General features: G+C 71.8%; 18 protein-coding genes. 8 read left to right on the plus strand and 10 right to left on the minus strand.

All coding sequences use genetic code 11. The annotated features are described in order from the left end of the window. Position 1 precedes the first annotated feature (1 nt). The 3 genes from qcrB to ABT070_RS00185 form a co-directional block, all read right to left on the minus strand. On the minus strand, positions 2-1654 hold the full coding sequence (qcrB, locus tag ABT070_RS00175; protein WP_351752423.1) for a cytochrome bc1 complex cytochrome b subunit: 1653 nt from the start codon (positions 1652-1654) through the stop codon (positions 2-4). Between the two features lie 130 nt (positions 1655-1784). Beyond that, positions 1785-2330, minus strand: coding sequence for a HutD/Ves family protein (locus ABT070_RS00180; RefSeq protein ID WP_351752426.1), 546 nt, complete (start codon positions 2328-2330; stop codon positions 1785-1787). Continuing rightward, a complete protein-coding gene (locus ABT070_RS00185) occupies positions 2327-3046 on the minus strand; it encodes a vWA domain-containing protein (RefSeq protein ID WP_351752428.1) in 720 nt (239 codons plus the stop codon). The genes ABT070_RS00180 and ABT070_RS00185 overlap by 4 nt, the downstream gene beginning before the upstream one ends. A 106-nt stretch (positions 3047-3152) precedes the next feature. Between ABT070_RS00185 and ABT070_RS00190 the strand changes: the two genes are divergently transcribed. Next, positions 3153-3974 (plus strand): chitosanase, encoded by an 822-nt coding sequence (locus ABT070_RS00190; protein ID WP_351752431.1) that lies wholly within the window; start codon positions 3153-3155, stop codon positions 3972-3974. 122 nt (positions 3975-4096) lie between these two features. Here the strand turns inward: ABT070_RS00190 and ABT070_RS00195 are convergent, their stop codons facing one another. The 3 genes from ABT070_RS00195 to ABT070_RS00205 all read right to left on the minus strand — a co-directional run bounded on the left by ABT070_RS00195 (position 4097) and on the right by ABT070_RS00205 (position 11261). After that, positions 4097-5557 (minus strand): glutamate synthase subunit beta, encoded by a 1461-nt coding sequence (locus tag ABT070_RS00195; RefSeq protein ID WP_351752434.1) that lies wholly within the window; start codon positions 5555-5557, stop codon positions 4097-4099. After that, complete coding sequence (gltB, locus tag ABT070_RS00200) at positions 5550-10148, minus strand: glutamate synthase large subunit (protein WP_351752437.1); 4599 nt, start codon at positions 10146-10148, stop codon at positions 5550-5552. The genes ABT070_RS00195 and gltB overlap by 8 nt, the downstream gene beginning before the upstream one ends. Before the next feature lie 381 nt (positions 10149-10529). Then, the gene (locus tag ABT070_RS00205; RefSeq protein ID WP_351752439.1) at positions 10530-11261 is read right to left on the minus strand and encodes a VIT1/CCC1 transporter family protein; all 732 of its coding nucleotides are present in this window, start codon (positions 11259-11261) and stop codon (positions 10530-10532) included. A gap of 291 nt (positions 11262-11552) precedes the next feature. Between ABT070_RS00205 and ABT070_RS00210 the strand changes: the two genes are divergently transcribed. Genes ABT070_RS00210 through ABT070_RS00240 form a run of 7 tightly spaced genes read left to right on the plus strand, consistent with a single transcriptional unit; the run spans position 11553 to position 19484 of the window. Continuing rightward, positions 11553-12680: an ADP-ribosylglycohydrolase family protein gene (locus tag ABT070_RS00210; RefSeq protein WP_351752442.1), complete on the plus strand. Its 1128-nt coding sequence runs from the start codon at positions 11553-11555 to the stop codon at positions 12678-12680. Between the two features lie 26 nt (positions 12681-12706). Then, positions 12707-13990 carry an ADP-ribosylglycohydrolase family protein gene (locus tag ABT070_RS00215; protein ID WP_351754371.1) on the plus strand — a complete coding sequence of 428 codons (1284 nt, stop codon included), beginning with the start codon at positions 12707-12709 and terminating at the stop codon, positions 13988-13990. Between the two features lie 8 nt (positions 13991-13998). Beyond that, a complete protein-coding gene (locus tag ABT070_RS00220; protein ID WP_351752445.1) occupies positions 13999-15174 on the plus strand; it encodes an ADP-ribosylglycohydrolase family protein in 1176 nt (391 codons plus the stop codon). Continuing rightward, positions 15162-16541, plus strand: a complete 1380-nt coding sequence (locus ABT070_RS00225) for an ADP-ribosylglycohydrolase family protein (protein ID WP_351752448.1) — start codon at positions 15162-15164, stop codon at positions 16539-16541. The genes ABT070_RS00220 and ABT070_RS00225 overlap by 13 nt, the downstream gene beginning before the upstream one ends. Continuing rightward, positions 16538-17431 (plus strand): ribokinase, encoded by an 894-nt coding sequence (gene rbsK / locus ABT070_RS00230; RefSeq protein ID WP_351752451.1) that lies wholly within the window; start codon positions 16538-16540, stop codon positions 17429-17431. Before ABT070_RS00225 ends, rbsK begins: the two co-directional genes overlap by 4 nt. Next, on the plus strand, positions 17428-18654 hold the full coding sequence (locus ABT070_RS00235; protein ID WP_351752454.1) for a CaiB/BaiF CoA transferase family protein: 1227 nt from the start codon (positions 17428-17430) through the stop codon (positions 18652-18654). Before rbsK ends, ABT070_RS00235 begins: the two co-directional genes overlap by 4 nt. Continuing rightward, a complete protein-coding gene (locus tag ABT070_RS00240) occupies positions 18651-19484 on the plus strand; it encodes an HpcH/HpaI aldolase/citrate lyase family protein (protein WP_351752457.1) in 834 nt (277 codons plus the stop codon). The genes ABT070_RS00235 and ABT070_RS00240 overlap by 4 nt, the downstream gene beginning before the upstream one ends. A 78-nt stretch (positions 19485-19562) precedes the next feature. Here ABT070_RS00240 and lgt read toward each other — a convergent pair whose 3' ends face one another. The 4 genes from lgt to trpB all read right to left on the minus strand — a co-directional run bounded on the left by lgt (position 19563) and on the right by trpB (position 23833). Then, positions 19563-20759 (minus strand): prolipoprotein diacylglyceryl transferase, encoded by a 1197-nt coding sequence (gene lgt, locus ABT070_RS00245; protein ID WP_351752459.1) that lies wholly within the window; start codon positions 20757-20759, stop codon positions 19563-19565. Positions 20760-20853: 94 nt separating this feature from the next. Beyond that, the gene (locus ABT070_RS00250) at positions 20854-21630 is read right to left on the minus strand and encodes a DsbA family protein (RefSeq protein WP_351752461.1); all 777 of its coding nucleotides are present in this window, start codon (positions 21628-21630) and stop codon (positions 20854-20856) included. Between the two features lie 104 nt (positions 21631-21734). Next, a complete protein-coding gene (trpA, locus tag ABT070_RS00255; RefSeq protein WP_351752464.1) occupies positions 21735-22553 on the minus strand; it encodes a tryptophan synthase subunit alpha in 819 nt (272 codons plus the stop codon). Beyond that, positions 22550-23833, minus strand: a complete 1284-nt coding sequence (trpB, locus tag ABT070_RS00260) for a tryptophan synthase subunit beta (RefSeq protein WP_351752466.1) — start codon at positions 23831-23833, stop codon at positions 22550-22552. The genes trpA and trpB overlap by 4 nt, the downstream gene beginning before the upstream one ends. Between the last annotated feature and the right edge of the window lie 10 nt (positions 23834-23843).

Raw genomic sequence — 23843 nt, forward strand, 5'->3', positions numbered from 1 at the left:
CTCAGTGGCCCCCGCCGGTCAGTTCGCGACGCTCCTCCGGCGTCGGCTTCGGGATGTGGGTGTCGGCCCCGAACAGGGCACGCGCCAGCCGCGCCCGTACCCGCTGGGACACCGTGACCGGCCGCCGCACACCGTTGTGGTCGACGAGCGGCCCGATCTCGTACGGCGGACGCTGCTCGTGCTGGGTGAGGGTGAACAACTGGGCCTGGCTCAGGGGTTCGTGGACCTCCACGTACTCGCCGTGCGGCAGGCGCTTGACGGTTCCCGTCTCGCGGCCGTGCAGCACCTTGTCCCGGTCCCGGAGCTGCAGGCCCAGACAGATCCGCTTGGTGACCGTGAAGGCGACGACCGGGGCGACGAACACGGAGACCCGCACGAACCAGGTGATCGCGTTGATGGACAGATGCAGATGCGTGGCCACGATGTCGTTGCCGCCGCCGATCAGCAGCACCGCGTACAGCGCCAGCCAGGCCACTCCGAGGCCGGTGCGCACGGGCGCGTTGCGCGGCCGGTCGAGGATGTGGTGCTCCCGCCGGTCACCGGTGATCCACGCCTCGACGAACGGGTAGACGCCGATGGCGAGCAGGATCAGCGGGAACAGCGTGAACGGGATGAGGACACCGGGCACCAGGGTGTGGCCCCAGGCGTTGATCTCCCATCCCGGCATCACCCGGATCAGCCCCTCGGAGAAGCCGAGGTACCAGTCCGGCTGCGCGCCCGTCGTCACCAGGTCCGGGCGGTACGGTCCGAACGCCCACACCGGGTTGATGCTCGCGATCGCGCCCATGACCGTCAGCACGCCGAAGACCAGGAAGAAGAACCCGCCCGTCTTCGCCATGTAGACGGGCATGAAGGGCATGCCGACGACCGACCTCCCGTCGCGGCCGGGCCCGGGGTACTGCGTGTGCTTGTGGAAGAACACCAGGACGAGATGGGCGACGACGAGCCCCAGCATGATCCCGGGCAGCAGCAGCACATGGATCGGGAAGAACCGGGAGATGATGTCGTGCCCCGGGAACTCCCCGCCGAAGAGGAAGAACGACAGGTACGTCCCGATGATCGGGACGGACAGGATCGCGCCGTCGGCGAACCGGACGCCGGTGCCGGAGAGCAGGTCGTCGGGGAGCGAGTAGCCGGTCAGTCCGGTGAGGATGCCGAGGAACAACAGGGTCCAGCCGAAGATCCAGTTGACCTCTCGCGGCTTGCGGAACGCGCCGGTGAAGAACACCCGCATCATGTGCACGAGCATGCCGGTGACGAACACCAGGGCCGCCCAGTGGTGGATCTGCCGGATCAGCAGCCCGCCGCGCACGTCGAAGCTGATGTCGAGCGTCGACTCGTACGCCTTCGTCATCGTGACGCCGTTGAGGGGGACGTAACTGCCGTCGTAGACGACCTCGGCGCTGCTCGGCTCGAAGAAGAGCGTGAGGTAGACGCCGGTGAGAAGCAGGACCAGGAAGCTGTAGAGGCAGATCTCGCCGAGCATGAAGGACCAGTGGTCCGGGAACACCTTGCGCAGGTTGGTCTTCGCCAGCGCGTACAGCCCCAGCCGCTCGTCGGCCCAGTCGGCGAGCCGCTCGCCCTTGGCGGACTCGCCGGGCCTCGAAGTCCCGCCGCCCGACGCCCCGTTCACCGATCGCGCGTCGTCACCCATACGTCGCCGCCTCCCGCCCGGATCAACCCCAGGGTGGCACGGCGGACCGGCTGAGCCAACGGTGCGGACAGCCCGCCCGCGGGACGCGGCGGCGGCGGTTCGGGCGGCCGACGGGGCTACGCGGCCGCCGTCACGGGGTGAGGCCGACGACCGCCGTCGGGCCGTGCGCGTGCAGCGTCGCGTCCTCCCCGGTCAGCAGAAGGGCGTCGTGGCGGGCGAGCCGCACCCCGTCGACGTCGGCGGACCCGCCCTCGCCGAGGGAGACGATCAGGGCGTGCGCCGCCCGCAGGCGGAGCCGGCCGCGTACGACCGCGACGGCCGGGGCCGAAGCGCCCCTGCGCCACATCACGTTGAGGTTGACCACGGGCCCGTCCAGCAGCCGGCAGTCGGTGGGCTCGTCGCCGGGGAGGTCCTGGGGCACGTGCCGTGCGTCGACGAGCCGTCGCCGCCCGCCCACGGTCAGGTCCATGCCCGCGCCCTCGACCAGCGTCAAGGTCCGCTCCACTTCGGGGAACACGGAGAACGGGCCGTCCGCCGCGACCTCGGCGAGGCTGACCCGCCAGGTGAAGGCGGCCATGCCCGCGCCCGCCGGGGAGCAGGTGATCTCACGGGTCACCCCGCCGCCGTTCTTCCAGGCCGTGGCCGCACGTCCGGCGGCGGGCAGCAGGAGGGTCACCGGACGATCCCCCGCGCCCTGGCCGCGCCGAGCCAGGCCGGGAACTCCCCGACCAGCCGGTCGTACAGCTCCGCGTCCGACACCTTCCGCGGATCCGGACCGGCGTGGAAGAAACCGGCGTTGTCGACCGTCCGCTTCGCCGGTACGGGCAGTTCGTCGAGCTTGCGCAGAAAGTCGAACTGCTTGCTGCCCCGGTCGCCGAAGCCGATGAACTGCCAGAACAGGGGCAGCTTCGACGCCTTGCAGAGGTAGCGTTCGGCGGCGAGTTTGTTGATCGGGCCGCCGTCGGTCTGGAAGACGACGAGCGCGGGGTCCGTCGACCCGCTGTCGAGGTAGTGGTCGATGACGGCGTCCATGGCGAGGTGGTAGCTGGTCCTGCCCATGTGCCCGAGCCCGGCCACGATCCGGTCCACCCGCCCCCGATGGTCGGCGAGGGCGATGTCGGTGACGGCGTCGACGTCGGTGGAGAAGAAGACGACCGGCACCCGGCCGTCGTCGTCGAGGTGCGCGGACAGGCCCAACACCCGGTCGGCGAGCGCCTGCACGCTGCCGTCCTGGTAGTACGGCTTCATCGACCCCGAATAGTCGACGACGAGATAGACGGCCGCCCGCTGCCCGTCGAGACCGTGCTTCGTGAGGGAAACCCCGGCGCTCTTGTAGAGGTTGACCAGCGCGGGTGCGGTCTCCTGGACCTTGGTGAGACTGATCGCGACCATGGCGCACAGCCTCCCACACCCACCGCCCTTCGCCCTTTTGTTCGTTCGCCTACTAATAAGGATGAAATGACAAGCAACACGACATTCCCGCTCTAGGGTGTGCGGCATGAAACGTGCCGCCGCCCTGGTCTGCGCCGCCGTAGCGTCGACGGTGTACCTGTTCACTCCCGCCCGGCTCGCCCCGCCCGCCCAGCCGACGACCGGCGTCCCGGCGGCCTCGCCCGGCCTCACCGCCCCGCCCCAGAAGGAACTGGCCCAGAAGATCGTGGCGAGCGCCGAGAACGGGACCCTGAACTGGCGCACCGCGTACGGCTATGTCGAGGACATCGGGGACGGACAGGGCTACACGGCGGGTCTGATCGGCTTCTGCACCGGCACCCACGATCTGCTCACCCTCGTCGAGCGCTACACGCGCGCCCACCCGGACAACGCCCTCGCTCGCTATCTCCCCGCCCTGCGCCGGGTCGACGGCACCGCCTCGCACGCCGGTCTGGACCCCGGCTTCCCGGCCGCCTGGCGGGCCGAGTCGAGGGTGCCCGCCTTCCGGGCCGCGCAGGACGTCGAGCGCGACCGCGTCTACTTCGACCCGGCGGTCCGCCGGGGCCGCGTCGACGGCCTGGGCGCGCTGGGCCAGTTCATCTACTACGACGCCCTGGTCTTCCACGGTCCCGGCCCGGGCCCGACCAGCTTCGACGGCATCCGTGCCCGCGCGATGCGGCAGGCCCCGACCCCCGCGCAGGGCGGCAGGGAGACCGACTATCTCGACGCCTTCCTCGACGCCCGCCGCCTGGCCATGCTGACCCGGCACCCCGGAGTCGACACCTCGCGCGTCGACACGACCCAGCGCCGTTTCCTGCGCGAGGGCAACCTCGGCCTGCGCCCGCCGCTGCGGTGGCAGGTGTACGGGGAGACGTACCGGGTGCCGTAGAGCGGTCGTGCGGACATGCGGCGGCGCCTGCCCGGTCGTCCGGTCGGGGACTGTGGGGCAGGCGCCGTCTGTGTTCCGTACGCCTTTGTACGGGACGTATGGGGGCCCTCGGGGCCGGGCCGTCAGACCAGCAGCGAGCGGTCCGTCGGGCGGATCGGGGCCGGGAGCTCACTCGCGCCGGTCAGGAACCGGTCGACGCCGCGGGCGGCCGAGCGGCCCTCCGCGATCGCCCACACGATGAGCGACTGGCCGCGGCCGGCGTCACCGGCGACGTACACGCCCGGGACGTTGGTGCGGAAGTCGGCGTCGCGGGCGATGTTGCCGCGCTCGTCGAGCTCCAGGCCGAACTGCTCCACCACGCCGTTCTCACGGTCGGTGCCGGTGAAGCCCATCGCGAGGGTGACCAGCTGGGCGGGGATCTTGCGCTCCGTGCCCGGCTTCGGGGTCAGCCTGCCGTCGATGAACTCGACCTCGCTGAGGTGCAGCCACTGGACGTTGCCGTCCTCGTCGCCCTCGAAGTGGGTGGTGGAGACGGAGTAGACCCGCTCGCCGCCCTCCTCGTGCGCGCTCGTGACCTTGTAGAGCATGGGGAAGGTCGGCCACGGCTGACCCGGGTTCCGCTCCTCGCCGGGCCTCGGCATGATCTCCAGCTGGGTGACCGAGGCCGCGCCCTGACGGTGGGCGGTGCCCACGCAGTCGGCGCCGGTGTCGCCACCGCCGATGACCACGACGTGCTTGCCCTCGGCCGAGATCGGGGGCGCCACGAAGTCGCCCTCCTGGACCTTGTTGGCCAGCGGCAGGTACTCCATCGCCTGGTAGACGCCCTTGAGCTCACGGCCGGGGACCGGAAGGTCGCGGGCGGTCGTGGCACCGGCGGCGATGACGATGGCGTCGTAGCGCTTCTTCAGGTCGGTCGCCTTGAGGTCGCGGCCGATCTCGATCCCGGTACGGAAGCGGGTGCCCTCCGCGCGCATCTGCTCGATACGGCGGTTGATGTGCCGCTTCTCCATCTTGAACTCGGGGATGCCGTAACGGAGGAGGCCTCCGATGCGGTCCGCGCGCTCGTAGACGGCGACGGTGTGGCCGGCCCGGGTGAGCTGCTGGGCGGCGGCCAGGCCCGCCGGGCCCGAGCCGATGACCGCGACGGTCTTGCCGGACAGGCGCTCGGGCGCCTGCGGGGCGACGTCACCGGTCTCCCACGCCTTGTCGATGATCGAGACCTCGACGTTCTTGATGGTGACGGCCGGCTGGTTGATGCCCAGCACACACGCCGACTCGCACGGAGCGGGGCACAGCCGGCCCGTGAACTCCGGGAAGTTGTTCGTGGCGTGCAGCCGCTCGGAGGCCGCGGTCCAGTCCTCGCGGTAGGCGAAGTCGTTCCACTCGGGGATCAGGTTCCCCAGCGGACAGCCGTTGTGACAGAACGGGATGCCGCAGTCCATGCACCGGCCGGCCTGCTTGCCGATGATCGGCAGCAGCGAACCGGGGACGTAGACCTCGTTCCAGTCCTTCAGACGCACGTCGACCGGACGGGACTTGGCGACCTCACGGCCGTGGTTCAGGAAGCCCTTCGGGTCAGCCATTGGTCGCCGCCTCCATCATCTTCTCGGTGATCTCGGACTCGGAGAGTCCCGCCTGCTCGGCGGCGTCCTTGGCGGCGAGCACTGCCTTGTACGTGCTGGGGATGATCTTGCTGAAGCGCTCCGCGGAGGCGTCCCAGTCGACGAGCAGCTTCGCGGCGACCGTCGAACCGGTCTCCTCGGCGTGACGGCGCACCACGTCGTGCAGCCACTGCTTGTCGGCCTCGTCCGGCGTCTCGACGGCGCCGAGGTTGCCGGCGTTGACGTTGTCGCGGTTCAGGTCGATCACGTAGGCGACGCCGCCCGACATGCCGGCCGCGAAGTTGCGGCCCGTCTCGCCGAGGACGACCGCGTGACCGCCGGTCATGTACTCGCAGCCGTGGTCGCCCACGCCCTCGGAGACGACCGTCGCGCCGGAGTTGCGGACGCAGAAGCGCTCACCGGTGCGGCCGCGCAGGAACAGTTCGCCGCCGGTCGCGCCGTAGGCGATGGTGTTGCCCGCGATCGTCGAGTACTCGGCGAGGTGGTCGGCGCCCCGGTCCGGGCGGACGACGACCCGGCCGCCGGAGAGGCCCTTGCCGACGTAGTCGTTGGCGTCGCCCTCCAGGCGCAGCGTGACACCGCGCGGGAGGAAGGCGCCGAAGGACTGGCCGGCGGAGCCGGTGAAGGTGATGTCGATGGTGTCCTCGGGCAGGCCCGCGCCACCGAACTTCTTCGTCACCTCGTGGCCGAGCATGGTGCCGACCGTGCGGTTGATGTTGCGGATGGAGACCTGGGCGCGCACCGGCTGGGCGTCGGTCGCGGAGTCCGCGGCCAGGGCGTCGGCGGCCAGCTTGATCAGCTGGTTGTCGAGCGCCTTCTCCAGGCCGTGGTCCTGCGAGATGACCTGGTGCAGCGCCGCGCCCTCGGGCAGGGCGGGCACGTGGAACAGCGGGGCCAGGTTCAGGCCCTGTGCCTTCCAGTGGTCGACGGCGCGCTCGACGTCCAGGACCTCGGCGTGGCCGACGGCCTCCTCGATGGTGCGGAAGCCCAGCTCGGCGAGGATCTCGCGGACCTCCTCGGCGATGAACTTGAAGAAGTTCACCACGTACTCCGCCTTGCCGGCGAAGCGGTCGCGGAGCACCGGGTTCTGGGTGGCGATACCGACCGGGCAGGTGTCCAGGTGGCAGACGCGCATCATGACGCAGCCGGAGACGACGAGCGGCGCGGTCGCGAAACCGAACTCCTCGGCGCCGAGCAGCGCGGCGATGACCACGTCACGGCCCGTCTTCAGCTGGCCGTCGGTCTGCACGACGATCCGGTCGCGCAGGCCGTTGAGCAGCAGCGTCTGCTGGGTCTCGGCGAGGCCGAGCTCCCAGGGACCGCCCGCGTGCTTGAGGGAGGTGAGCGGGGAGGCGCCGGTTCCGCCGTCGTGGCCGGAGATGAGCACGACGTCCGCGTGCGCCTTGGACACACCGGCCGCGACCGTGCCGACGCCGACCTCGGAGACCAGCTTCACGTGGATCCGCGCCTGCGGATTCGCGTTCTTCAGGTCGTGGATCAGCTGGGCGAGGTCCTCGATGGAGTAGATGTCGTGGTGCGGCGGCGGGGAGATCAGACCGACACCGGGGGTGCTGTGCCGGGTCTTGGCGACCCACGGGTAGACCTTGTGGCCGGGCAGCTGGCCGCCCTCGCCGGGCTTGGCGCCCTGGGCCATCTTGATCTGGATGTCGTCCGCGTTGACCAGGTACTCGGACGTGACGCCGAAGCGGCCGGAGGCGACCTGCTTGATGGCGCTGCGCCGGGCCGGGTCGTAGAGCCGGTCCGCGTCCTCGCCGCCCTCACCGGTGTTGGACTTGCCGCCCAGCTGGTTCATGGCGATGGCGAGGGTCTCGTGCGCCTCCTTGGAGATGGAGCCGTACGACATGGCGCCGGTGGAGAAGCGCCGGACGATCTCGCTGACCGGCTCGACCTCGTCGACGGAGATCGGCTGCCGGTCCGAGGTGAAGCCGAAGAGGCCGCGCAGCGTCATGAGGCGCTCGGACTGCTCGTTCACGCGGTCCGTGTACTTCTTGAAGATGTCGTAGCGGGCCGTGCGCGTCGAGTGCTGGAGGCGGAAGACCGTCTCCGGGTCGAACAGGTGCGGCTCGCCCTCGCGGCGCCACTGGTACTCGCCGCCTATTTCCAGGGCGCGGTGGGCCGGCGCGATGCCGCTGGCCGGGTACGCCTTGGCGTGGCGGGCGGCGACCTCCTTGGCGATGACGTCGATGCCGACGCCGCCGATCTTGGTGGCGGTGCCGTTGAAGTACTTCTCGACGAAGGCGTCGTCGAGTCCGACGGCCTCGAAGACCTGGGCGCCGCGGTAGGAGGCGACGGTCGAGATGCCCATCTTGGACATGACCTTCAGGACGCCCTTGCCCAGCGCGTAGATCAGGTTGCGGATCGCCTGCTCGGGCTCGAGGCCGTTGATGAAGGTGCCCGCGCGCAGCAGGTCCTCGGCGGACTCCATCGCCAGGTACGGGTTGACGGCGGCGGCGCCGAAGCCGATCAGCAGGGCGACGTGGTGGACCTCGCGGACGTCGCCGGCCTCGACGAGGAGGCCCACCTCGGTGCGCTGCTTGGTGCGGATGAGGTGGTGGTGGACGGCCGCGGTGAGCAGCAGCGACGGGATCGGGGCGTGCTCGGCGTCCGAGTGGCGGTCCGACAGGACGATGAGGCGGGCGCCGTTGTCGATGGCGGCGTCGGCCTCGGTGCAGATCTCCTCGATGCGCGCGGCCAGCGCGTCACCGCCGCCGTGCACCCGGTACAGACCGGAGAGCGTCGCGGCCTTGAAGCCGGGCATGTCGCCGTCGGCGTTGATGTGGATGAGCTTGGCGAGCTCGTCGTTGTCGATGACCGGGAACGGCAGGGTGACCGTCCGGCACGACGCGGCGCTCGGCTCGAGCAGGTTGCCCTGCGGGCCCAGCGACGAGCGCAGCGAGGTCACGAGCTCCTCGCGGATGGCGTCCAGCGGCGGGTTGGTGACCTGCGCGAACAGCTGGGTGAAGTAGTCGAAGAGCAGCCGCGGGCGCGCGGAGAGCGCGGCGATCGGCGAGTCCGTGCCCATGGAGCCGAGCGGTTCGCCGGCGGTCTTGGCCATCGGCGCGAGGATGACGCGCAGCTCTTCCTCGGTGTAGCCGAAGGTCTGCTGGCGGCGGGTGACCGAGGCGTGGGTGTGCACGATGTGCTCGCGCTCGGGCAGGTCGGCCAGCTCGATCTCGCCGGCTTCCAGCCACTCGGCGTAGGGCTTCTCGGCGGCGAGCTGGGCCTTGATCTCGTCGTCCTCGATGATGCGGTGCTCGGCGGTGTCGACGAGGAACATCCGGCCGGGCTGGAGGCGGCCCTTGCGGACGACCTTGGCGGGGTCGATGTCGAGGACGCCGACCTCGGAGCCGAGGACGACGAGGCCGTCGTCGGTGACCCAGTAGCGGCCGGGGCGCAGGCCGTTGCGGTCGAGCACGGCGCCGACCTGGGTGCCGTCGGTGAAGGTGACACAGGCCGGGCCGTCCCAGGGCTCCATCTGCGTGGAGTGGAACTCGTAGAAGGCGCGCCGGGCCGGGTCCATGGACTCGTGGTTCTCCCACGCCTCCGGGATCATCATCAGCACGGAGTGCGGCAGCGAGCGGCCACCGAGGTGGAGCAGTTCGAGCACCTCGTCGAAGGACGCCGAGTCGGAGGCGTCCGGCGTACAGACCGGGAAGATCCGCTCGATGGACTTCTCGTCCTTGCCGAAGAGGTCGGAGACGAGCTGCGACTCGCGGGCGCGCATCCAGTTGCGGTTGCCCTTGACGGTGTTGATCTCACCGTTGTGCGCGACGAAGCGGTACGGGTGCGCGAGCGGCCACGACGGGAAGGTGTTCGTCGAGAAGCGCGAGTGGACGAGCGACACGGCCGAGGCGAAGCGGCGGTCGGACAGGTCCGGGAAGAAGGGCTCGAGCTGGCCGGTGGTCAGCATGCCCTTGTAGACGATGGTCCGCGCGGACAGCGACGGGAAGTAGACGCCGGCCTCGCGTTCGGCGCGCTTGCGCAGCACGAACGCCTTGCGGTCGAGGTCGATGCCCGTGCTGGCGTTGTCCGTGACGAAGATCTGGCGGAAGGCCGGCATCGTCGAGCGGGCGGTGGCGCCGAGCAGCCCGGGGGCGACCGGGACTTCGCGCCAGCCGAGGACGGTGAGGCCCTCGTCGGCGGCGATCGTCTCGATCTGTGAGACGGCGTCCTGGAGGCCTTCCTCGGGGAGGAACGCGATACCGACGGCGTAGCCGCCGGCCTCGGGGAGCTCGAATCCGGCCACCTCGCGGAGGAAGGCGTCCGGGACCTGGGTCAGGATGCCCGCACCGTCGCCGGAGTCCGGCTCGGAGCCGGTGGCGCCGCGGTGCTCGAGGTTGCGCAGAACGGTGAGCGCCTGCTCGACCAGCGTGTGGCTCGCCTCGCCGGTGAGGTTGGCCACGAAGCCGACGCCACAGGCGTCGTGCTCGTTGCGGGGGTCGTACATACCCTGCGCAGCAGGGCGAGCATCCATGAAGGACCAGTTCTGGCCATTCGCGGAATGCTGGGACGGCTGGCGCGGCGTACGCATCGGCTCTCCCGTCGTCGTCTCAAGTGGCATATCTGCTGGCGAAGGGACGACGTTGGCCCTCTGCGTAACGCAAAATTTCGTGCAGGTTACATGATGGAGCGGTTCTCGGGAACCGGATACTCCGTTCCAACATGCGGACGCCACGGAGTCGCAACGGGGGTATCGCGCACGTGGCTGAAAGTATGTGGGGACCGAACGGGACGAGATCGATCAGATCGGTGTCCGCCGGTCCGGAAGGCGAGGGGAGCGGCTTCGTTCACCCCGCGAGTGCGCCTCAGGCGTCATTGCCCACAGCGCTTACGGCTCATGCCCGCTGGTTAAGCACTCGAAACCAGTCAGTAACGGCTACTTATGCGGCCCATCGCATAAGTACCATCCGCACTATCCTACGGCCGTTCCGATCCAGCTGCCCAGGGCGTACGTCACACCGGCCGCCGCGCCACCGAGGGCGAGCTGCCGCAGCCCGCTGTACCACCAGGTGCGCGCGGTCACCCGGGCCACCACGGCCCCGCAGCCGAACAGCCCGAACAGTGCGAGCAGCACGGCCGGCCAGAGCGAAGCGGCGCCCAGCAGATAGGGGAGTACGGGCAGCAGCGCGCCCAGCGCGAACGCGCCGAAGCTCGAACCGGCGGCGAGCAGCGGCGAGGGCAGATCGGAGGGGTCGATGCCCAGTTCCTCGCGGGCGTGGATCTCCAGGGCCTGCTCGGGATCGCGCGACAGCTGCTGGGCGACCCGCCGGGCCAGCTCGGGCTCGACCCCGCGGGCCTCGTACAGCGCGGCGAGCTCGGCCTCCTCGTCCTTGGGGTGCTTTCTCAACTCCCGCCGTTCGACCTCGAGTTCGGCCTCGACGAGCTCACGCTGCGAGGCGACGGAGGTGTACTCGCCGGCGGCCATGGAGAAGGCGCCCGCGGCGAGACCGGCGAGTCCGGTGATGACGACGGTCCGGTGGCCCACCGAACCGCCGGCGACACCGGTCATCAGGGCGAGGTTGGAGACCAGGCCGTCCATCGCGCCGAAGACGGCGGGCCGCAGCCAGCCCCCGGTGACGTCCCGGTGCGTGTGGTTGTCGCGATGCGCCTCGTGCAGCGCGGCTTCGGTGTCGATGATGGCCACAAGATCCCCCAGGGTGTTCCGGAAGGCCCCAGCAAGCTGAGGCAAAGCTAAGTCTGGACTGATTCCACTTTTTGACAACGCCAAATATATGCCGGGGGATTCCCGCCCGCCAGGAAGGAAAGGCTGGGCTAACCTGCGGTTTTACCTTCGAATGCTCATACGATCGGGAGTCTGCACAGATGTCGACCGGGTGACATGGGAGGCTCCCAGGCTGAGGTCAACCGCCGATGGTGGGACACATCCGCAAAGCGCTCCGCGCCCCGTGCGGAGCCTCTTGAGGAGAGGCCTCGTATGGCATCGATCGCCTGCATCCCCTCGGTCCCGGCGCCGGGGGACGCCGCCGACCTGCGCGAACGGGCCCGCGGCGCCCTGCTCGGCCTGGCCGTGGGAGACGCCCTGGGAGCCCCCGCGGAGAACATGAAGCCCTCCGAGATCCGCGCCCGCTGGGGCCGCATCACGGGATACGTCGCCGACCGGCCGGCCGGCACCGACGACACCGAGTACGCGATCTTCTCGGGCCTGCTGCTGGCCCGCCACGGCTCCGCGCTCACCCCGGCCCATGTCGAGGCGGCCTGGCACCAGTGGATCGCCGACCTCGACGAGGGCCCCTTCCGCGGCGCCGGCTTCAGCGAACGCGGCACCCTGGAGAACCTCCGCCGAGGCCTGGCGGCGCCGATCTCGGCGCAGCACCGGCACGCCTGGAGCGACGGCCTGGCGATGCGCGCGGCCCCCTTCGGCGTCTTCGCCGCGGGCCGTCCGGCGGAAGCGGCCCGCCTGGTCGCGATCGACGGCGCGGTGAGCCACGACGGCGAGGGCATCTACGGCGGCCAGGCGGTCGCGGCGGGAGTGGCGGCGGCGATGGCGGGAGCGCCGGCGATCTCGGTGGTCGCCTCCGCCCTGGCCGTGGTCCCCGAGGACTCCTGGACGGCGCGTTCCCTGCGCCGGGCGGTGGCGGTGGCCCACCGGGGCGAACGGGCGGTCCGCTCCGCCGTCGTCGTCGGCGGCTACCCCTGGACCGACCTCGCCCCCGAGGCCGTCGCCCTCGCCTTCGGCGCCTACGCGGCCGCCGACGGAGACTTCCGCGAAGCCGTCCTGACGGCGGTGAACATGGGCCGCGACGCGGACACGACGGCCGCGGTGGCGGGCGCCCTGGCCGGTGCGACGCAGGGCGTGTCGGCGATCCCGGCGGAATGGGCGGCGGCGATCGGCCCGGCCCGGGGAAGCTGCCTGCCGTCCATGGCGGGCCACCACGTGCTGGACGTGGCGGAGTTGCTGGTGCCGGGCGAGGGCGGCAAGTGGGGCGAGGGCATGGTCGTGGAGGAACTCGTGCCGAACCTGATGGGCCTCGCCCGGTTCCCCCTGCCGGACCCGACCGCCTTCACCCTGGCGGCCAACGACGGCGCGGAGGTACGACCGTGAGACCACCCGGACCACTGGACGAGGGAATGACGGCCGGAACGCTCACGACGGCTCCGGACGAACTCGCGGCCACCGACGGCGAGGACACTCGCCAGGCGCCGCCCGCGCCCGGCAACGGGAGCCGCACGCCGTGCGCGGACGGGAGCACAAGGGCCGCGGGCGAAGCCGAGGCCGTCGAGACCGCCCGTCCGGCGAGGGCGCGCCGTATCGAGGGCCTCCTGCTCGGCCTCGCCGCGGGCGACGCCGCCGGCTGGCCCGCCGCCCGCCACCGAGCCGCCCGCATGCCGGAGTGGACCCGCCGGCTGACCCGCGAACTCGACACCTTCGCCGAGCACAACGCGACGACGACCCTCCCCGTCCCCATCGCCCTCAACCAACCCCCCGAGCCCCTCCGCCTCGGCCCCTCCGACGACGCCGAGTGGGCGGCGTTCGCGGCCGAGGCGGTCCTGCGGGCCGGGGACGACACCGCTCTCGGCGACCTCAGCCGGGAACGCCGGATGCGCGCCGCCATCGACCTCACCTGGAACGCCGTCGCCTGCGAGGTCGCGGCGGCCGCCGACCGCGCGCCCGAGGTCGAGTCCGCCGTCCTCCCCCTGCGCGCCCGGATCTCCGTCCGCGCCGGCCTCGGCAACCTCGCCGCCGGTCTGCGACCGCCCGCCACCGGCCACGACAACCCCCACTACTTCGACGACGCGGCCTGCGTACGCGCCTGCGTCCTGGCCGTGGCCCACCCCGGCGACCCCCGACTCGCCGCCGAACTCGCCGAGTTCGACGCCCGCTACACCCAGGACGGCGACGGCGTGCACGGCGCGCGCGCGATGGCGGCGGCACTCGCTCTGGCCCTCGTCGGCGCGGACCCCGGGGCCTGTGTGGCGGCGGCGCTCGCCGAACTCCCCGAGCACACCGAGATCGGCCGCAACGCCCGGCACGCCCTCGCGCTGGCCCATGGCGCCGACAGCGCCTTCGCGCTCATCCCCCTCCTGGAGCACCAGATCGTCGACCACGTCTACAGCTACGGCATCGCGGCGGCGGAGACGGTCCCGGTGGCCCTGGCGCTGGTGACGGCGTCCGGCGGCCGTATCGGCGAAGCGGTACCGGCGGCGGCCTGTCTCTCCCGGGTCGCCGACTCGGCCCCGGCCCTGGCGGGCGCGCTGACCGGCGCGTTGGGCGGTGGCGCCGCCGTCCCCGACTCCTGGCGGGACAGCTGCCGTGTCCTCTCGGGCTGTGTACTGCCCCGGCTCACCGGCACCGACCTGGTGGAACTCGCCGAACTCCTGGAAACCACGCAACCGACCCCTCCAGGAGGATGATTCGGGGCATGACGCCCAAAGCACAAGAAAGCCACGGCGGAACCCTGGAAGACCGCATCACCGCCGCCCTCGTCGGGGCGGCCGTAGGCGACGCGCTCGGCGGCCCCGTCGAGGGCTACTCCCCCGAGCAGATCCTCCAGCGCCACGGCAGCCGGGTCCACGGCGTCGTCGGTCCCTGGAACGGCGACGACTGGCGCACCGCCCGCCCCATCGCCCCGTACCACAAGGGCGACGGCCACGTCACCGACGACACCTTGATGACCCACGCGCTGATCAGGGTCTACGCCACGGTCCGCGATCACCTGGACGCCTACACGATCGCCGACCACCTGGTCCCGGACCTGCTGACGACACCCCGCTGGATCCCCGAGCTGGAGGCGGAGGCACTCCCCCTCCAGCGGATCTTCCTGGCGGAGAAATGGCTGGTGGCAAGGCTCCACTACGGTCATATGGACCCGCGCGAGGCAGGCGTCGGCAACATCGTCAACTGCGGTGCGGCGATGTACATGGCCCCGGTGGGACTGGTCAACGCAGCCAACCCGGCGGGCGCGTACGCCGAGGCGCTGGACATCGCCGGCGCCCACCAGTCGTCGTACGGCCGTGAGGCGGCGGGAGTCTTCGCGGCGGCGGTGGCGGCCGCGTGCACGCCGGGCGCGACGGCGGACTCCGTCGTCACGGCCTGTCTGGCCTTGGCGCAGGACGGGACCCGTACGGCGATCGAGAAGGTCTGCGAAGCGGCGGCCCGGTACACCGACTTCGAGTCGGCGCTGGCGCCGCTGCGGGAGGCGGTGACGCCGTACGACACCGTCGGCCCCGACTACCGCCGGCCCTCGCTGGCCGCCCGCCGCCCCTCCCGCCTGCACGCCATCGAGGAACTCCCCGTCGCCCTGGGCATGTTGCTGGTGGCCGACGGCGACTACCGGCAGGCGGTCCTCGGCGCGGTCAACTACGGCCGCGACTGCGACTCGATCGCGACGATGGCGGGAGCGGTGGCCGGCGCCCTCGGCTCGCCGGTCCCCGACGAGTGGTCGAAACAGGTCGCCGAGGCCAGCCGTCTCGACCTCCGGGAGCCCGCGGTGACGCTCACCGAGGTCACCCGGGAGATCTTCGAGCGCGACGTCCACCACCGCCGTACCCACGAGTCGGCGTTCTCCGCGATCGGAGGCCCGCGATGCTCCGACTGACCTGGGTCCAGCCCGAGGACCTCCTCGGCCACGAACTGCACCAGGCGGCGCAGGACGGCCGGGAGCCGTGGGCGATCGCCGCACGCTGGAAGGCGGCCGGCGGCTGCGAGGCCCCGCCCCGGGCCGGCGCGTCCCCCCAGCGCGCCTCGCGCTATCTGCGCCTCCTCGCGGACGACCTCCTGGACGAACTGGCCGACCTGCCCAGCAGGTTGACGGAACACGAGCCGACCGGGCTGGAGCGGATCAGGGCCCTGTGCCCGCAGTGGCCGAGCCGACCGGCCGGTGCGCGTGCGCAGACCCCCACCCCGGCCGGTCTGGAAGCGGCCTGGCTGGGCCGGGCCGTCGGCTGCCTGCTGGGCAAACCGGTGGAGAAACTCCCCCTGGACGCCGTCCGCCGACTCGCCCGCTCCACCGGAAACTGGCCCCTCACCGGCTACTTCACCGCCCGCGGAGTCCCCGAGCCCCTCCTCGAGGCGCACCCCTGGAACCGCCGCTCCGCGACCACCTCCCTCGCCGAGAACATCGACGGCATGCCCGAGGACGACGACCTCAACTACCCGCTCCTCAACCTCCTCCTGCTCCAACGGCACGGCAGGGACTTCACCACCATGGACGTGGCCCGGCTCTGGCTGGACGAACTCCCCGCGGGCCGCACCTTCACCGCCGAACGCCTCGCCCTGCGCAACCTCCTCGCCGGCATCGAGCCCCCGCTCACGGCCCGCCACCGCAACCCCTTCCGCGAGTGGATCGGCGCCCTCATCCGCGCCGACGTCCACGGCTGGACCAACCCCGGGGACCCGGCCGCCGCGGCCGAGCAGGCCCACCGCGACGCCACCCTCACGCACACCGCCAACGGCGTCTACGCGGCGATGTTCACGGCGGCCACCATCGCCGCCGCCGCGACCGGCAGCCAGGACATCCACGCCTGTCTGCGCACCGGCCTGACCGTCGTCCCGCCCCGCTCCCGCCTCGCGCGGGCCGTCACCCACGCCGTCCGGCTCGCCGGAGAACACCCCGACTTCGACACCGTGGTCGACGAACTCCACACCGCCCACAAGGCGCACCACTGGGTCCACGCCATCCCCAACACCGCCCTGATCGCCGCCGCCCTCACCCACGCGGACGGCGACTTCACCGGCTCCGTCGGCCGCGCCGTGTCCGGCGGCCTGGACAGCGATTCGGCCGGCGCGACGGCCGGTGGGATCGCCGCCCTGCTCACCGGCGACCCGGCCGCCCTGCCCGACCACTGGACGGCCCCCCTCAAGAACCGCCTGGCCACCTCCGTCGCCGACCTCAACGGCGTCGGCTTCGACACCCTGGCCCACCTCACCTGGTCCCTCATCCCCCGGGAGGCTTCCCAGCCATGACCGACATCGTCGTGCTCGGCAGCACGAACATGGACCTCGTCGCCTACGTCGAGAAACCCCCGCAGCGCGGGGAGACCGTGACGGGACGGGAGTTCCGTACGATCCCCGGCGGCAAGGGCTCCAACCAGGCGGTCGCCGCCGCCCGCGCGGGCGCCACCGTGTCGATGATCGGCGCCGTCGGCAACGACGCCTTCGGCACCCGGCTGCGCTCCACCCTGGAGCACTCCGGCGTGAACACCGACCATCTGCGCACCGTCGAGAGCCCCTCCGGCACCGCGCACATCGTCGTGGACGACGAGGGCGGCAACGCGATCGTGGTCGTCCCCGGCGCGAACGGCACCGTCGACCATCTCGTCCCCGGCGACGAGGTGCTCATCTCCTCCGCCGACGCGCTCCTGCTCCAGCTCGAAGTCCCCCTCGCCGCGGTCGTCGCAAGTGCCCGGGCGGCCCGCGCCCACGGCGTCCGGACGATCCTCACCCCGGCCCCCGCCCAGCCGCTGCCGCCCGAACTCCTCGCGGTCACCGACCTGTTGGTCCCCAACGAGCACGAGGCGGCCACACTCACCGGCCGCACCGACCCGCGCGAGGCGGCCACCGCACTGCTGGACAGCGTGCCGGAGGTGGTCATCACGCTCGGCTCGTCCGGCAGCCTGTACGCGGCCCGGGGAGCGCAGCCGCTGACCGTGCCCGCCCCGCGCGTCACCGCCGTCGACTCGACCGGCGCGGGCGACACCTTCGTCGGCGCCCTCGCGGTCGCGCTCGGCGAGGGGCAGCCCGTACGGGAGGCGCTGGCCTGGGCGTCCGCGGCGGCGGCCCTGTCGGTCCAACGGCCGGGCGCCTCCGCCTCCATGCCCTACCGCTCCGAGATCGAGACGCAGTACGCGTCATGACCGAGCAGACGACAACGGCCGAGCGGACGACCGAGCGGATCGCTCCCCTGCACGGTGTCCGCGTCCTCGACCTGGCCACCCTCTTCGCGGGACCCCTCGCCGCCACCATGCTCGGCGACTTCGGCGCGGAGGTCATCAAGGTCGAGCACCCCGGTCGGCCGGACCCCTCCCGGGGCCACGGCCCGTCGAAGGACGGTGTGGGCCTGTGGTGGAAGCTCCTCGGCCGCAACAAGCGCACCATCACCCTCGACCTCTCCAGACCCGGCGGCCGCGCCACGCTGCTGCGCCTCGCCGCCACCGCCGACGTGATCATCGAGAACTTCCGCCCCGGCACCCTGGAGAAGTGGGACCTCGGCTGGGACGCGCTGTCGGCGGCCAACCCCCGCCTGGTCCTCACCCGGGTCACCGCCTTCGGCCAGTTCGGCCCCTACGCGCACCGCCCCGGCTTCGGCACCCTCGCCGAGGCGATGAGCGGCTTCGCGGCGATCACCGGCGAACCGGACGCGTCCCCGACCCTCCCGCCCTTCGGCCTGGCCGACTCGATCGCCGGTCTGGCCACCGCCTACGCCGTCATGACGGCCCTCGCCGCCCGCGACCGCACCGGCGAGGGACAGGTCGTCGACATGGCGATCATCGAACCCATCCTCACCGTCCTCGGCCCCCAGCCGCTCTGGTACGACCAGCTGGGATACGTCCAGGCCCGCACCGGCAACCGGTCCGCCAACAACGCGCCGCGCAACACCTACCGCACGGCCGACGGGAGCTGGGTCGCCGTCTCGACCTCGGCCCAGTCGATCGCGGAGCGCGTGATGCGCCTGGTCGGCCGCCCCGACCTGATCGACGAGCCCTGGTTCGCGACCGGCGCCGACCGGGCCGCCCACGCCGACCTGCTCGACGACGCGGTCGGCAGCTGGATCGCCGCCCGCAGCCGCACCGACGTCCTGGCCGCCTTCGAGAAGGCGGAGGCGGCGATCGCCCCGATCCAGGACGTACGGGACGTGATGGAGGACCCCCAGTACCAGGCCCTCGACACGATCACCGCGGTCGACGACCCGGAACTGGGCCGGATCCGCATGCAGAACGTTCTCTTCCGGCTCTCCTCGACCCCCGGCGCGATCCGCTGGGCCGGCCGCCCGCACGGCGCCGACACGGAGGAGGTCCTGACCGAACTGGGTCTGACCAAGGCCGAGCTGACGGCCCTCCGCGAGGCGGGCGCCCTATGAAGAAGACCCCGCTGACCTGGCTCTATGTCCCAGGTGACCGCCCGGAGACCGTCACCAAGGCCCTGGCCTGCGGCGCCGACGTCGTCATCGTCGACCTCGAGGACGCGGTCGCCCCGGACCGCAAGGAATACGCCCGCACGGCCACCGCCGAACGCCTCCGCGAGCCCCAGCCGGTCCCGGTGCACGTCCGGGTCAACGCCCTGGACAGCCCCTTCGCCGCGGCGGACCTCCGCACGATGGCCGCCCTGCCCGGGGTCTCCGCCCTGCGCCTGCCGAAAGTGACCTCCCCGCACCAGATCACCCGCGTCGCCGAGACCGTGCCGCCCGCGGACCGTGGAGTCACCCCCCTCCACGCCCTCCTGGAAACAGCCCTCGGCATCGAACACGCCTACGCCATCGCCTGCGCCCACCCCTCGCTGCGTGGCATCGCCCTCGGCGAGGCGGACCTGCGCGCCGATCTGGGCGTCCGCGACGACGCGGGCCTCGACTGGTCCCGCGCCCGTGTCGTGGTCGCCGCCCGGGCCGCCGGTCTGGCGCCGCCACCCCAGTCGGTGCACCCCGACATCCGCGACCTGGAGGGCCTGGCCACCAGCTGCGCCCACGGCCGCACCCTCGGCTTCCTCGGCCGCGCCGCCATCCACCCCCGCCAGCTCCCGATCATCGAACGGGCCTATCTGCCCACCCAGCACGAGCTGGAGGAAGCCGAGACGATCGTGAAGGCGGCGGCCACCGAGCAGGGCGCCCAGGCACTGCCGGACGGCCGCTTCATCGACGCGGCCGTGGTGGCGATGGCACAGCGCACCCTGTCCCTGGCAGCCCGCGGGGACTGAACCCTCGCCGGCACGCACAGACGACGAGGGCGCCCGGCAGACCCCGGGCGCCCTCGTCGTCGTACGAACGACCAGCCGTCAGCTCTTCTTGCCGGCCGACTCGGCCCCGTCCTTGACCTCGTCCTTCACACCGACCGCGTCGTCGGCCTCGACATCGGCGGAGGGCTTGGCATCAGCGGAAACCTCGGTGCCCACGGAGGGCTTGGTGCCGGTCGAGACCTTGCTGTCGGTCGAGACCTTGCTGTCGGAGTCGGCCTCGGCGTCCGCCTCGCCCTTCGCTTCGGCGTCGGTCCCGGCCTTGGCTTCGCCGTCGCCCTTGGCGTCGGTCTTCGCGTCGGTCTTCGCGTCGGTCTTCGCGTCGGTCTTCGCGTCGGCGCCGGCCTCGGCAGCGTCCTCGGCCTCGGCCGCGTCCTTCGGCTTGTCCTCGCCGTCGGCTTCCGTCCCGCCGTCGGAGGCACCCGCACCCGGCTCGACCACCGCTTCGCGCCCGGGCCGCTTCTTCGCCGAGATCACCATGTAGGTCACCGCGAGCAGGAACACGACCAGCGCGGTCCAGTCGTTCAGCCGCAGGCCCAGGATGTGGTGGGCGTCGTCGACCCGCATGTACTCGATCCACGCGCGGCCCACGCAGTACGCGGCGACGTACAGCGCGAAGGCCCGCCCGTGCCCGAGCTTGAAGCGGCGGTCGGCCCAGATGACGAGGAGGGCGACACCGACGCACCACAGCGACTCGTACAGGAACGTCGGGTGGTAGTAGCCGGGCACCCGGCCGTCCGCCGAGGACGTGATGTGCAGCGCCCAGGGGAGGTCGGTCTGCTTGCCGTACAGCTCCTGGTTGAACCAGTTGCCCCAGCGGCCGATCGCCTGGGCGAGAGCGATACCGGGCGCGATGGCGTCGGCGTACGCGGGCAGCGGGATACCCCGGCGGCGACAGCCGATCCACGCGCCGACCGCGCCGAGCGCGATCGCGCCCCAGATACCGAGGCCGCCCTCCCAGACCTTGAAGGCGTCCACCCAGTCACGGCCCTCGCTGAAGTACAGCTCGTAGTCCGTGATCACGTGGTAGAGGCGGCCGCCGACCAGGCCGAAGGGCACCGCCCAGACGGAGATGTCGGCCACCGTGCCGGCCTGCCCGCCGCGGGCGACCCAGCGCCTGTTGCCGAGCCAGACCGCGACGAAGACGCCGATGATGATGCAGAACGCGTAGCCGCGCAGCGGAACGGGGCCGAGATACAGCACCCCGTGCGACGGGCTGGGAATGTAGGCAAGTTCCATGGCAGGGTCGACGCTACCGTGCCGGACCGGGCCGACGACGGGCAGCCCGGCTACGGCTCCATAACGGGCGGGTGACCAGGGGCCTCACCCCTGGTCACCCTTTGTCGGCATCCTCCACCATCTGCTTCAGCTTCGCCGGCGTCATCGACTGGTCGGCGTAGATGTTCTTGCCGTTGAACAGCACGGTCGGAGTGCCGCCGAATTGGCCGTTCTGGAAGGCCTGGTTGGACTTCGCGACCCAGCTGTTGTGCGTGCCGTCCTCGACACAGGTACGGAACGCGGGCGTGTCGAGGCCGTCGACCTTGGCCGCGAGCCCGATGAGCTTGCTGTTCTCGGCGAAGGCGTCGTCCGTCTCCTCCGGCTGGTTCTCGTAGAGCACGTCGTGGTACGCGGGGAACTTCCCGGCGTCCTGCGCGCAGGCAGCCGCGTTGGCCGCGTTACGGGAGCCGGTGCCGCCCATGTTGCCGTCGATGAGCGTGGCCAGGTGGTACTCGACCCTGAGCTTCCCGGCGTCCGTCAGCTCATGGATCGTGGGGCGGTACGCCGTCTCGAAGGCCTTGCAGGCCGGGCAGCGGAAGTCCTCCCACACGGTGAGCGTGGACCTGGCGCTGTCCTTGCCGACGGGGATCGCGAGGGCGTCCTCGCCCTGCGCCCCCGAGGGCGCCACGACCGGACCCGCCTTGTCGCTGCTGTCGTCCTTGCCGGAGTTCGCCGCGACGACCCCGATCACCGCCGCCAGACCCAGGACGCAGACGACGCTCGACGCGACGATCAGCGTCCGCCGCCGCCGCTCCACGGCCTTCTGTTTCTCTCGCTCGTCCGCCAGCCGCTCCCTGGCGGTGCGCTTACCCGCACGATTCTTCTCGCTCACACCCCCAGAACGAACCGGGGAGGCGCAATGCGCCTCCCCGACCCCAGGTCCACCCGTTCGAGTGACCCGGCGCTCTGTCCCGCTCTGGTGTGCCGGTCCCCCGGTCACGCCTGTCGGCGCACGCCCTTCGCCAGCTCGGCGGCGAGCTCGCGGACCGCCTCGACACCGGCCGCGTCGTCCGGCGCGTCCAGCATCCGCTTGACGAAGGCCGAGCCGACGATCACGCCGTCGGCGAAGCCGGCCACCTCGGCGGCCTGCGTGGCGTCGGAGACGCCGAGGCCGACGCAGACGGGCAGGCCGGTGCCGGTGGCCCGGGTCCGCTCGACCAGGTCCTGGGCCTGCGCGCCCACCGACGCACGGGTGCCGGTGACCCCCATCAGCGAGGCGGCGTAGACGAAGCCGCTGCCCGCCTCGGTGATCTGCGCGAGCCGCGCCTCCTTGCTGCTCGGCGCCACGACGAAGACCGTCGCGAGGCCGTGCTTGTGGGCGTGCTCCCTCCACAGCTCCGATTCCTGGACCGGCAGATCGGGCAGGATGCAGCCCGCGCCGCCCGCCTCGGCCAGCTCGGCGGTGAAGCGCTCGACGCCGTAGCGGTCGATCGGGTTCCAGTAGGTCATGACGAGGATCGGCTTCCCGGTGGCCTCGAAGGCCTCCCGGACCGTCCGCATGACGTCCGCGATCCGCACCCCGCCGCGCAGGGCGATGTCGTCGGCGGTCTGGATGACCGGGCCGTCGAGGACGGGGTCGCTGTGCGGCAGACCGACCTCGACGACGTCCGCGCCTCCGTCGATGACGGCCTTGATCGCCTCGATGCCGCCGTCCACGGTCGGGAACCCGGCCGGGAGGTAGGCGATGAGCGCGGCGCGGCCCTGCGCCTTGGCGTCGGCGAGGGTGTCCGCCAGCAACTCCATGTTCCCGCTCACTTGGCGTCCCCCTCGATCTCGGCGGTGTCGGCCGCGTTGGCGGCGACCTCGGCGTCGGTTTCGTACAGGCCGAAGTACCGGGCGGCCGTGTCCATGTCCTTGTCGCCGCGGCCGGACAGGTTGACGACGATCAGCCCGTCCTTGCCGAGCTCCTTGCCGACCTCCAGGGCCCCGGCCAGCGCGTGCGCGCTCTCGATGGCCGGGATGATGCCCTCGGTGCGCGACAGCAGACGCAGCGCCTGCATGGCCGCGTCGTCGGTGACCGCGCGGTACTCGCCGCGGCCGCTGTCCTTGAGGTAGGAGTGCTCGGGGCCGATGCCCGGGTAGTCCAGGCCCGCCGAGATGGAGTACGGCTCGGTGATCTGGCCCTCGTCGTCCTGGAGGACGTAGGAGCGCGAGCCGTGCAGGATGCCGGGCTCGCCCGCGGTGAGGGTCGCCGCGTGCTCGCCGGTCTCGATGCCGTGACCGGCCGGCTCGCAGCCGACGAGCCGGACGCCGGCGTCCGGGATGAAGGCGTGGAAGAGGCCGATGGCGTTGGAGCCGCCGCCGACACAGGCGACCGCCGCGTCGGGGAGGCGGCCGGCGCGCTCCAGGATCTGGCGGCGGGCCTCGACGCCGATGACGCGGTGGAAGTCGCGCACCATCGCCGGGAAGGGGTGCGGTCCGGCGACCGTGCCGAACAGGTAGTGGGTGCGGTCGACGTTGGCGACCCAGTCGCGGAAGGCCTCGTTGATGGCGTCCTTCAGCGTGCGGCTGCCGGACTTCACGGCCACGACCTCGGCGCCCAGCATGCGCATGCGCGCCACGTTGAGTGCCTGGCGCCGGGTGTCGATCTCGCCCATGTAGATGGTGCACTCGAGCCCGAAGAGGGCGCAGGCGGTGGCCGTGGCCACGCCGTGCTGGCCGGCGCCGGTCTCGGCGATCACGCGGGTCTTGCCCATGCGCCGGGTGAGCAGCGCCTGCCCGAGCACGTTGTTGATCTTGTGGGAGCCGGTGTGGTTGAGGTCCTCGCGCTTGAGGAACACCCGGGCGCCGCCGGCGTGTTCGGCGAACCTCGGCACCTCGGTGAGGGAGCTGGGCCGGCCGGTGTAGTGCACGAGCAGGTCGTCGAGCTCGCGGGCGAACTCGGGGTCGTGCTTCGCCTTGTCGTACTCGACGGCGACCTCGTCCACGGCGGCGACGAGGGCCTCCGGGATGAACTTGCCGCCGAACGCGCCGAAGTAGCCTTCGGCGCTGGGGATCTGACCCTCGGGGTCGGGAATGAAGAACTCGCTGGGCATGCGGAAACCT

Origin of the sequence: Streptomyces sp. NPDC002884, assembly GCF_040295245.1 — a bacterium.
Classification (GTDB): Bacteria; Actinomycetota; Actinomycetes; order Streptomycetales; family Streptomycetaceae; genus Streptomyces.